General features: G+C 55.7%; 11 protein-coding genes. 4 read left to right on the forward strand and 7 right to left on the reverse strand.

Going from position 1 to position 10,354, the window contains the following annotated elements; genetic code table 11:
• Nucleotides 1-189 precede the first annotated feature (189 nt).
• The 3 genes from AC4FIC_RS12230 to AC4FIC_RS12240 all read left to right on the forward strand — a co-directional run bounded on the left by AC4FIC_RS12230 (nt 190) and on the right by AC4FIC_RS12240 (nt 4,231).
• Nucleotides 190-903 (forward strand): PEP-CTERM sorting domain-containing protein, encoded by a 714-nt coding sequence (locus tag AC4FIC_RS12230; protein ID WP_476194410.1) that lies wholly within the window; start codon nt 190-192, stop codon nt 901-903.
• A 235-nt stretch (nt 904-1,138) separates the two neighbouring features.
• Nucleotides 1,139-2,803, forward strand: coding sequence for a glutamine--tRNA ligase/YqeY domain fusion protein (locus AC4FIC_RS12235; protein WP_100255755.1), 1,665 nt, complete (start codon nt 1,139-1,141; stop codon nt 2,801-2,803).
• A 198-nt stretch (nt 2,804-3,001) separates the two neighbouring features.
• Complete coding sequence (locus AC4FIC_RS12240) at nt 3,002-4,231, forward strand: multidrug effflux MFS transporter (protein ID WP_475843626.1); 1,230 nt, start codon at nt 3,002-3,004, stop codon at nt 4,229-4,231.
• 15 nt (nt 4,232-4,246) lie between these two features.
• Here the strand turns inward: AC4FIC_RS12240 and AC4FIC_RS12245 are convergent, their stop codons facing one another.
• The gene (locus AC4FIC_RS12245; protein ID WP_100255757.1) at nt 4,247-4,756 is read right to left on the reverse strand and encodes a dihydrofolate reductase; all 510 of its coding nucleotides are present in this window, start codon (nt 4,754-4,756) and stop codon (nt 4,247-4,249) included.
• A gap of 206 nt (nt 4,757-4,962) precedes the next feature.
• On the opposite strand from AC4FIC_RS12245, the gene AC4FIC_RS12250 reads away from it, so the two are divergent.
• A complete protein-coding gene (locus AC4FIC_RS12250; RefSeq protein ID WP_273283827.1) occupies nt 4,963-5,868 on the forward strand; it encodes an aspartoacylase in 906 nt (301 codons plus the stop codon).
• Here AC4FIC_RS12250 and AC4FIC_RS12255 read toward each other — a convergent pair.
• The 6 genes from AC4FIC_RS12255 to AC4FIC_RS12280 form a co-directional block, all read right to left on the reverse strand.
• Nucleotides 5,843-6,514 (reverse strand): DUF484 family protein, encoded by a 672-nt coding sequence (locus tag AC4FIC_RS12255; RefSeq protein ID WP_158524254.1) that lies wholly within the window; start codon nt 6,512-6,514, stop codon nt 5,843-5,845. The two genes, AC4FIC_RS12250 and AC4FIC_RS12255, sit on opposite strands and share 26 nt — an antisense overlap.
• Entirely contained in the window at nt 6,511-7,335 is an 825-nt protein-coding gene (dapF, locus tag AC4FIC_RS12260) for a diaminopimelate epimerase (RefSeq protein WP_273283824.1), read from the reverse strand. The genes AC4FIC_RS12255 and dapF overlap by 4 nt, the downstream gene beginning before the upstream one ends.
• Before the next feature lie 77 nt (nt 7,336-7,412).
• Complete coding sequence (gene lysA, locus AC4FIC_RS12265) at nt 7,413-8,666, reverse strand: diaminopimelate decarboxylase (RefSeq protein ID WP_476194411.1); 1,254 nt, start codon at nt 8,664-8,666, stop codon at nt 7,413-7,415.
• A 22-nt stretch (nt 8,667-8,688) separates the two neighbouring features.
• Entirely contained in the window at nt 8,689-8,829 is a 141-nt protein-coding gene (locus tag AC4FIC_RS12270) for a hypothetical protein (protein ID WP_273283820.1), read from the reverse strand.
• A 149-nt stretch (nt 8,830-8,978) separates the two neighbouring features.
• On the reverse strand, nt 8,979-9,671 hold the full coding sequence (locus AC4FIC_RS12275; RefSeq protein WP_273283819.1) for a TVP38/TMEM64 family protein: 693 nt from the start codon (nt 9,669-9,671) through the stop codon (nt 8,979-8,981).
• The coding region (locus AC4FIC_RS12280; protein ID WP_476194413.1) for a DUF547 domain-containing protein at nt 9,668-10,354 on the reverse strand (687 nt) is incomplete at its 5' end. The genes AC4FIC_RS12280 and AC4FIC_RS12275, both read right to left, overlap by 4 nt.

Genomic DNA, 10,354 nt, shown 5'->3' on the forward strand with positions numbered 1-10,354 from the left:
TTTTTAACAGCGTAAGAGAACTCGACATGCACAGCCCACAACCGTCGAATGATTATACAGTTCACCGCGCCGATTACAGACACTCGGGTCCGCCCCACCTGGGGCCAGTGTCGCCTGGCCGCGCTTAGGAATAGGTCTGGTTTTTGCTTTATTGAATGTGCCATTCAACCAGCAAAAGGAATATGCCCTATGTTGTCTTACGCAAGAGGCTGGCTCGCCGCCGGCGCACTCATTGTTGCGGCCAGTGCCGCCCACGCCACGTTGATCGACTTCACCGACGCTACTCAATGGTCTGCCGCTGGCACGCCACACACCGTTGCCTATGGTGATTTGGATGTAACCCTGATCGCCTATAACCGTTATGGCCAGCAGGTGCCCTTCACCAACACCCCCTATGACGGCCAGCAACCCTGCTTCGATGTGGGCGGCCAGGGTCTGCAATGTGAAACCGATGGTATCGGCATTGGCGATGACGAAGTCACCTATGGTGTTGAGTTGTTGCAGGTGATGTTTTCATCGGCGGTCGATATTAAATCGGTTACTTTGCTCGACCTGTTCGCGGCCTCACCCACCGATCGAGTCGCCGAACATGCCTCAATTGGCAGCGACGTCGGCTATCTGAACTATGGTATCTGGGAAGGAACCGCCGATAATGATCACACCGGTTTTCTCACCGCGACGCTAGATAATGCCTTAGACCTGACCAGTGCCGGACTCTTTAGCGGGGTGACCAACCTCTACCTGGGCGCTCATCCGTACTTGGGTAATCCGTACAGCAGTGACTTCGCGCTGGCCGCGATCGAGTTGGTGGATGTGCCCGAACCCGCTACTCTGCTGCTATTTGGCATGGGTCTGTTGTCGATTTTGGGTCTGCGGCGGATGGTTAAGCACCGCCCTGAATAGCCGTCAGAGACAACTCTGGAGCCCATTTTGAGGCGCTTGTGTCGGTTTTTTTTGCAGTCAAAGTGGGCAGAGCCTCGTGCCGGTTCGGCCTGCCCGCTCGCTGAGTCGGCACGGCGAGGCCTAAAATCGACCTTTCTTGTTGGGCCAGCGGTTTTCTTTGCCTTTGCGCCTGTTTAACCGGCCGGGAATCGTTATAATCGGCGGTTCCCACGCCCTGGAACAGAGAAGCGCCTACATGACTGAACAATCGTCCAACTTTTTGCGGACAATCATCGACAATGATCTGAAAGCCGGCCTGCACACTAAAATCGTTACCCGTTTTCCGCCGGAACCCAATGGCTATTTGCATATCGGCCATGCCAAGGCGATCTGCGTCAATTTTGGTCTCGCGCAGGAATTCCAGGGCGAAACCAATCTGCGTTTCGATGACACCAACCCGGAAAAAGAAGAGCAGTCCTATATTGACGCGATCGAGGAAGATATCCGTTGGTTGGGCTTTACCTGGCAGGCGCCGGTTAAGTTCACCTCGGACTATTTCGATCAGTTACACGCCTGGGCGGTCCATTTGATCGAGCAGGGCAAAGCCTATGTCTGTGACCTAAACGCCGAGCAACTGCGCAGCGCGCGCGGTTCGCTCACCGAGCCGGGCCAAGACAGTCCATTCCGCAGCCGCAGCGTGGCCGAAAACCTCGAGCTGTTCGCGCAGATGAAAGACGGCGCGTTCGATGAGGGCCGCTGTTCGCTGCGTGCAAAAATCGATATGGCCTCACCCAATTTAAATATGCGCGATCCAATTATCTATCGCATTCGCAAGGTTGAGCACCACCAAACGGGTAACAAGTGGTGCATCTACCCGAGTTATGACTTTGCTCACGGTCAGGGTGATGCGCTCGAAGGCGTGACGCATTCGCTCTGCTCGTTGGAATTTGAAGACCATCGGCCGCTTTATAACTGGTTTCTCGATCAGTTGCCGGTGCCGTCTCGGCCCCGCCAGGTTGAATTCGCGCGTTTGAATTTGAACTACACCATTACCAGCAAACGTAAGTTGAAAAAACTGGTCGATGAACAGGTAGTCGACGGTTGGGACGATCCGCGTATGCCGACCATCAGCGGCATGCGTCGGCGTGGTGTATCGCCCGCGGCCATTCGCCATTTTATCGATGCCTCGGGTATTTCTCGGGCCGTCGGCACCGTCGTCGACCTGGGCATGTTGGAAGCCTCAATTCGCGACGATCTCAACGACAATGCACCGCGCGCGATGGCGGTGATGAACCCGCTGCGGGTCGTGTTGACCAATCTGCCTGAGGGTCATCAAGAGATACTGAGCATGGCAGCCCATCCGAATAAGCCGGAACTGGGTGAGCGTGATGTCCCGCTGAGTCGAGAATTGTGGATCGACCGGGATGACTTTAATCTGGATAGCAGCCTGTCGCGCAAGAAATTTAAACGCCTAGTGCCCGGCGATTACGTGCGCTTGCGCGGTGCCTATATCATCAAGGCGGAAAGTTTTAGCCAAGATGCCGACGGCCAAATCAGCGAAATTCAGGCGACGGTGGTTGCCGACTCGGTCGGCAATAACATCGACGGCATCAAGCCGCGCGGCGTGATCCAATGGGTATCGGCCGAGCACGGCTTGCCGGCCACGGTGCGGGTCTACGACCGACTCTTTAATCATCCGACCCCGGATAAGGGCGACAATGATTTCATGAGCTTTATCAATCCCGATTCATTGTCGATTCTGACCGACTGTATTGTTGAACCCAGTCTCAAGACCGCCGCACCGGAAGCCAGCTTTCAGTTTGAGCGCGAAGGCTATTTTGTCGTCGATCGATTCGACTCGACGGGCGATGCCCTGGTCTTTAACAAGACCATCGGTTTGCGCGACGTGTGGCAACGCTAAGGCTCGAGCAATCGGACCACGCTAGTTGCTAAAATAAAAAAACCGCCGAGCGCGGTTTTTTTATATCGATCTGTAAATGTTTGTTTGCAGGTTCGTCGCCGGCGGCTCGCTCAGGACGGGGCAACGATGAACAAAAGCCTAGAGCCGGCCATCGGCTGTGCTAGACTGCGCGGCCGAAGTTCGCCCCGTAGGAACAACATGACCGCCTCGTCCCAAGCTCGAACCAAAGCCTCACCTCCGCTCGCCGAGTTTATTGCCCTCGTCGGGCTGATCAGCTCGTTGGTGGCGCTCAGTATCGATGCAATGTTGCCCGCCCTGCCGCAGATAGCCAGCGATTTGGGTGTTCAGGATATGCGTCAGACCCAATGGGTGATTACCTCGCTGATATTTGGCATGTCATTTGGACAGCTCTTTTTCGGGCCCCTGTCCGACTCCTATGGCCGAAAGTTCGGCATCCTCACCGGCATCCTATTATTTTGTCTCGGTTCCATGTTGGCCATGACGGCGACCAGTTTACCGATGTTACTGGTCGGTCGAGTGCTCCAGGGCATTGGTGTCGCCGGACCGCGTATCGCATCACTGGCATTGGTACGCGATATCTATGTTGGCGACGCCATGGCGCGGGTCATGTCCTTTGTTATGATGGTCTTTATCATGGTGCCGATGGTGGCCCCTCTGGTCGGTCAGGCAGTCCTGCTGGCGTTCAGTTGGCGCGCCATCTTTGGTTTGTTTATTGTCCTGTCGACCATTGCCGCACTCTGGTTGGTGATAAGACAGCCAGAAACCTTAGGCGTTGCCAATCGGCGGCCGTTTCGCGTGCAAGCCATCTGGCGCACCACCGTCGCGGTGGTGCATCACCCGAGGGTACTGGGTTTCTCGATTACGGCAGGGCTGATTTTCGGGGCCCTGTTATCCTATGTAGCCTCCGCGCAGGCCATTTTCCAGGGTATATACCAACTCGGCGAGGCTTTCCCGTTCTACTTCGGCGCCCTAGCCTTTGGCATCGGTGTTGCGTCCTTTGCAAACAGTGGCCTGGTGGTGCGCTTTGGCGCCGAGCGTCTGACGGTGACTGGCCTCTGGGGCCTGCTATTTTTTACCACGCTGCTGACTCTGATCGCCTTTGTGAATAAGGGTATTCCACCCTTGTGGGCCTTTATGGGCTTGGGTTTTCTGATGTTTTTTTGCGTCGGTATTCTGTTCGGCAATTTGAACGCCTTGGCGATGGTGCCACTGGGACGGATGGCCGGGATCGGCGCTGCGGTGGTGGGTTCGGTATCGAATGTGGTCGCCGTGCTGGTGTCGGCTCTGGTGGGTTGGTTCTATAACGACACCCTGTTGCCTATACTGCTGGGCATCTGCGTTTGTTCCATAGCGGCGCTGTTGATTGTCGGGCAGATTCGTAATCTGCCCGACACGCCACTGGAATAAAGCCGGGCGGCGCACTCAGTGGCGAATCTTGTCAAACACCACAAAGGAATAGTCATACGGATTGGGACCGTCCGCGCTGAAGTCCTCGCGGCCGATTTCTTGATAGGCCTGCCGATCCCACTCGGGGAAGCGCGCATCGCCATCGACATCGGCATGCACTAGGGTCACGTAGAGGCGTTCCGCCAAGGGCAGACAGAGCTTATATATCTCGGCACCGCCGATCACGATGACTTCCTCGGCGCCGGCTATCAGCGTCTCGGCCGCCGCCAGCTCCAGTGCGGCTGGCAAACTATTGACCACCTTGATGCCCTCGGCGTGAAAATCCTTCGCACGCGTGATGACTATGTTGATCCGATTCGGCAACGGGCGGCCAATGCTTTCATAGGTCTTGCGGCCCATGATCACAGTTTTGCCGCTGGTCAGGCGCTTGAAGTATTTTAGGTCATTGGGCAGGTGCCAAGGCAACTTGTTCTGGCGCCCTATGACGCCGTTATTGGCCATTGCCCAGATCATGGCGATGCGCATCTGTGTCTCCTATCGACGGGTTTTCGCGTCAGTATGGCCAAGGCGGGCGGGCAAGTCGATGGTTTTTGAGTACAGCAGGTCGCCCCGGGACGTCGGCTCGGGCGCGCTCTAAATCTCGGTGTTGGATGTGGAAAATCAGCGGATCAACAAGGCCAAAGCTGTTAAGCTGATTCCATTCCCCTTTTGTTCCTTCGAGGTTGAGTATTATGCCGCACATTAAGCAGGTTGCCATTACCGGTGGCACCCATGGTAATGAATTGACCGGTGTTCATCTGTTAAAACATTGGCGCTCTGACCCCGCACAGGTGGCTCGCTCGAGCTTTACCACCGAATTGCACCTAACCAACCCCAGGGCTAACGGGCTCAATCGACGTTATATCGATCAGGATCTAAACCGTCAGTTCAGTCTTGATGATCTCAACAATACCGCTCTCCTCGGTTATGAACACCAGCAGGCCAAGGCCCTCAACGCGTTGCTCGGCCCGAAGGAAGATCCCCGAGTCGACTTTGTTATCGATTTACACACCACCACCGCCAATATGGGTACCTCATTGATCTTTAACAGTGAAGACCCGCTGGTGGTCGGCATGGCCTTCTATGTGCAGCAGCAACTGCCCCATGCGAAATTATTTATGGACCCGGGTGAACGCCTGAGTGACACCTTTCTCACCTCAGTGGGGCGTTACAACGGGTTTTTGGTCGAGGTGGGGCCGGTCCCCCAGGGCTTACTTCGGGCCGATGTATACAATGAAACCCAGGCGGTGGTGATGCATTGCCTGGACTATTTAGATGCCTTTAATCGAGGCACCTTGCCGAATTTAGCGGGGCAGCGCGAGGGCTTCTGCTTTGTCGAAAAGGTGGTCCTGCCGGAAAATGAGCAAGGTGAATTAACCGCGATGGTGCATCCGGACTTGCAGGACAGAGACTACCAGCCGATTGCGCCGGGCGACCCGTTTTTTATGACGTTGGCCGGAGATACCCTAGCCTATACCGGTAGTAAAGTTGTCTACGGTGCCTTTATCAATGAGGCCGCCTACTACGATGCCCATGTCGGCCTCAGTCTGATGGACAAGATCCAGATAGAGCTTAAAAGCGAACCAACAGCTGACTGACCACCATGGCCAGATAGCCCAGAAACAAAGTGTCGGTGCTCGACTTAAAGTGCAGCGCATCGCGACTGCCTAGGGCCAGTAGACCGATGGCCTGGCCATTGAGCGAAATGGCGGCAACGGCCATGGATCGGACGGCGGCGTCGCCGAAGATAAACTGCCGTGCCGCCGAGTCGAATTCACCACATTGATTCCTTAAATGCGCCACCGTCTCTGGGAAATGCAGCTCTAAGGCGTTGGCATCGCAGGCGCGCCAAGAGTCGTCGGTGTCGCCGGGCAGGTGGTTGAAGACCAGTTGTGCTTCTTCAACCTCGAATCGGCCGGTCAAGCCCTGGGTCAGGGTATGGCTGATCTCGTTTAGGGTACGACAGGTAATCAGTTCTAGTGACAAGGCCTGCAAGTTTAAAAACAGCTGGTCGTTGCGCTGGGCGACACTAATAAACTGACTTATACGATCGATCATGGCGCTGTTTTCAGTGCGTAAAATGCTATTCTGACGCTCCATCAAGGAGATCGCCTGGCCACTGTCATGACGAATATGCAGCGTCTTGAGTAGATTCGGATGATCTTCAAAAAAAGTAGGATGCTGTTTTAAATAGCGTACGACGTCGGTCTCGGCCGAACCAAGCTGCTGAAACAACTTTTTCACGATAAAACTCCTTCGAACACCCGGCTGGCGGGACCGGTCATCATAACGTTGCCTTCGCCCGACCATTGAATGGCTAAAACGCCACCTGGCAGTGTGACAGACACCTCATGGTCGAGCCAGCCATTGATGATCCCGGCCACAACAGCGGCGCACGCGCCGGTGCCACAAGCCAGGGTTTCACCGACGCCGCGTTCAAACACGCGCAAGCGGACCTGGCTGCGGTTAACCACTTCGAGGAAGCCAACATTGACGCGTTGCGGGAAGGCGAGATGGCTTTCGATCTGTGGACCCAGTTGTTCTACATCGGCCCGCAGCACATCCTCAACTCGGATCACACAGTGTGGATTGCCCATATTAACGGCGCTGATTTGCAGGGTCTGTTGATTCACCTGCAAGTCATAGAGGTCGAGCCGGTCGGGGGCATTAAAGGGGATTTTTGCTGGGGCCAAGCGTGGCCGACCCATATCGACGGTAACCTGGCCATCGTCCTGAATATGCAGCTCCAGATCACCACCGGCGGTTTCAACCCGGATCGAGGTTTGTTCGGTCAGGCGCTGATCGGTGACGAAACGCGCAAAGCAGCGCGCGCCGTTGCCGCAATTTTCCACTTCGCTGCCATCGGCATTAAAGATTCGATAGCGAAAGTCGCGATCGGGCCGGGTGGGCGGCTCGACCAACAGCAGCTGATCAAAACCGATACCGAAGTGCCGATCGGACCACTCTTCAATTTCTGTCGCACTGAGTTCGACATTTTGGGTGACGCCATCGATCACCATAAAGTCATTGCCCAAACCGTGCATCTTTGTAAACTTTAACCGCATGCTTGCCTCTGCTGCCTAATTTGGACGGTAGGGTCGTTACCCAAACCGCGAATATTCCGCGTTCTAACAAAGCCTATTCAGGCGTCGGCTGTGGCTTCTAATGACCATAAGGACTCCATGGTTTCTCGCTGACGCACCACCTGGACATGACCCTGAGAGACCAAAATCTCGGCTGGGCGGCCACGACTGTTATAGTTGGACGCCATCACAAAACCATAGGCGCCGGCGGACATCACCGCCAGCAAGTCGCCGGCCTGCAGACTCAGGGCACGGCCCTTGCCGAAAAAATCACCGGTTTCACAGATCGGCCCGACCACATCCCAACTCGCCTGTTGTCCGACCGACGCCTTGTTGACCGGGACTATATCCATCCAGGCCTGATACAGAGAGGGCCTGATTAGGTCGTTCATGCCGGCATCGACAATGGCAAAGTGGTGCTCATCATTGCTCTTAAGGTATTCAACCTCGGTCACCAGAATACCCGCATTGGCGACGATGCTGCGTCCGGGCTCCAAAACCAAAGCCAGATCTCGGCCTTTAATGCGCTCTACCAACAGGCCGACGTAGGCCCTGACATCGGGCTCCTGATCGTCCTCGGTGTACTGCACGCCGATGCCGCCGCCCATATCGATATGGTCCAGTTGAATGCCATCGGTCTTGAGTTCATCGACCAGGGCCAGCAGGCGATCGACGGCATCTTCGAAGGGTTTCGAGACCAGCAGCTGGGAGCCAATATGGCAATCCATGCCCACGATGCGAATATGCGCTAGGGCGGCCGCCCGTTGATAAAAGGCCCGCGCCTGACGGAAATCGACACCAAACTTGTTTTCCTTCAGCCCAGTGGAGATATAGGGATGGGTTTGGGCGTCAACATCGGGATTAACCCGCAAGGAAATGGGTGCCTGGACCTGCAGTTCACCGGCCACCTCATTAAGCCTTTCCAACTCGGCCGCGGATTCGACATTAAAACAGTGTATGCCAACTTCTAAGGCGCGGCGCATCTCGCTGGCCTTTTTCGCTACGCCGGAAAAAACCACTTTGGCTGGATCGCCGCCGGCGAGTAAGACCCGTTCCAGCTCACCGATCGAGACGATATCAAAACCGGCACCGCGTTGCGCTAAACAGCTCAGCACACCCAAGTTCGAATTGGCCTTGACGGCATAACAGATTAGCCCCGGGTGGTCACCCAAACCTTCCTGATAGGCCGCAAGCTGTTGCTCGATGGCACTGCGAGAATAGACGTACAAGGGCGTGCCGTAAGTCATGGCCAGTTCTGCCACAGAGACCTGTTCGATAAACAGTTGGTTCGCTTGGTAATGAAATGCAGCCATATTAGGGTTGGGCCTTAATGCTTTAGGGTTGAATGCGGTCAGTATTGGTCATGTTAGTGCGCTCAGCGCTCGGCAAGGTCAGCTCTGTCGGCCTATTGCCGCAGCCGGTCAGGGCCAGAGTGGTCATCAGCAGTAGACTGCTGAGCAGGACTCGAATAGACATTAGATTCATTCCGGCGCTAGTTAAGGGCCAGTATACCTAAGATTGGCCGCAGATCGAATGGCTCTTTGATCAGTGTTGTATGCCTCGTTCGGCAAGGCTTGCGCCAGCCAACGCTAAGCCCTGATCCGGACACCAAGTATTGCCACGCGTCAGCGCACAGAGTCTGATGTGTCTTGGCGTCGGCGCAGCCAAGTCAGCGACTTGCGCGCGACGAGGGGGAACAGACCGAGCAGCACAAAAGACAACAGTAGGCTGGGTGAGGCGATGCCTGACAGGCTATCGATTTGTGCCAATTGGGTGCCGGCATTGGCGTACACGGCGGCACCGGCCAACATGCCGACCTGGCTGACCCAGTAGAAGGTCCAGACCCTAATGGTGGTCAGGCCCATGACCACGTTGATGATAAAGAATGGGAACACCGGTACCAGGCGGAGCGAAAACAAGTAAAAGGCGCCATCTTGCTCGATACCGCGGTTGAAGGGGGCAATGCGGTCGGCAAATTTGCTTTGCACCCAGCCCCCGATGACGAAGCGAGCCATTAAAAATGCCAGGGTGGCGCCAATGCTGGCGCCAACACTGGCCAGCACGGTGCCCTGAACCAGGCCAAAGACAGCGCCCCCGGTCAGGGTCATGAGCGCGGCACCGGGCAACGACAAAGCGGTTACGCCGATGTAGGTCAGCAAATAGAGCAGCGCTAGCCCGATCGGATGATCCGCCTGATAGGTGGCCAGTGCGCTCTGCTGGCTTTTTAATTTCGCCAAGGTAAACCAGGTGCTTAGGTCAAAATAGAAAAATAAGCCGACGGCCGATATTAGTAAGGCTAAGAGCAATAATTTCTTCATAGTAATGGTGCTGCCTCATTGAGTGACCAATCGTATTCATAATCGATGCGGCCGCTATAGTTGGTCAGTTGGGCGCCCAGTATGGGTTCGGCAAAGGGCGCTAAGAATAACGGCAGTGCCTGTTCATCGGCCACGAAGTCGGCCCGATACCAGTCGAAAATCTTTGACAGCGTCAAGCTGCCGTCTTGCAGACGCACGCCGCGCGGGTGATTGATAAAGGCCTGCGCCGCAGCGTTCAGCTGAGCCTCCAGAGCGAGCCCGGTAAAGGCCTGGGCGGCTAAGTTGGGGCAGCCCTTGGCGCCACAATTAAAGGCAAAGTGGGCGCGAAAGTCGTTAAACTTGGGGCGAAAGATGCCATGTTCAATATCATCCAGGCTGAGCATCTGGTTATTGACTCGAACCCGTTCAGCGCTCCAGGGGCCGGTCGGGATCAGGCCTCCGAATGCGCCACCAATAGCGCGAATGCTCTTGACCGGATAGTCGCCCAGCACCACCTCGACGGTCGCGGCATTATAGAGATTAAGCCAATAGGCCTGCTGTTCGGCCCGGTTTAGGGTGAGCGGGTCAATGGCTTGCAGTTCGGTCAGGTAGGCTGCCAGCTGAATACGGTGTGGCGGCGTCACCCGAGCGTAGTCAAGGAAGGTTTGGCCGGCTGCGTCGGTGTGTAAAAAGGTATTGAGGAA

Source organism: Reinekea sp. (assembly GCF_982785585.1).

Bases quoted from the DNA above. Each gene is read 5' to 3' on its own strand.
- AC4FIC_RS12230 (WP_476194410.1), top strand. From the start codon at position 190: ATGTTGTCTTACGCAAGAGGCTGGCTCGCCGCCGGCGCACTCATTGTT.
- AC4FIC_RS12235 (WP_100255755.1), top strand. From the start codon at position 1,139: ATGACTGAACAATCGTCCAACTTTTTGCGGACAATCATCGACAATGAT.
- AC4FIC_RS12240 (WP_475843626.1), top strand. From the start codon at position 3,002: ATGACCGCCTCGTCCCAAGCTCGAACCAAAGCCTCACCTCCGCTCGCC.
- AC4FIC_RS12245 (WP_100255757.1), bottom strand. From the start codon at position 4,756: ATGCGCATCGCCATGATCTGGGCAATGGCCAATAACGGCGTCATAGGG.
- AC4FIC_RS12250 (WP_273283827.1), top strand. From the start codon at position 4,963: ATGCCGCACATTAAGCAGGTTGCCATTACCGGTGGCACCCATGGTAAT.
- dapF (WP_273283824.1), bottom strand. From the start codon at position 7,335: ATGCGGTTAAAGTTTACAAAGATGCACGGTTTGGGCAATGACTTTATG.
- lysA (WP_476194411.1), bottom strand. From the start codon at position 8,666: ATGGCTGCATTTCATTACCAAGCGAACCAACTGTTTATCGAACAGGTC.
- AC4FIC_RS12270 (WP_273283820.1), bottom strand. From the start codon at position 8,829: ATGTCTATTCGAGTCCTGCTCAGCAGTCTACTGCTGATGACCACTCTG.
- AC4FIC_RS12275 (WP_273283819.1), bottom strand. From the start codon at position 9,671: ATGAAGAAATTATTGCTCTTAGCCTTACTAATATCGGCCGTCGGCTTA.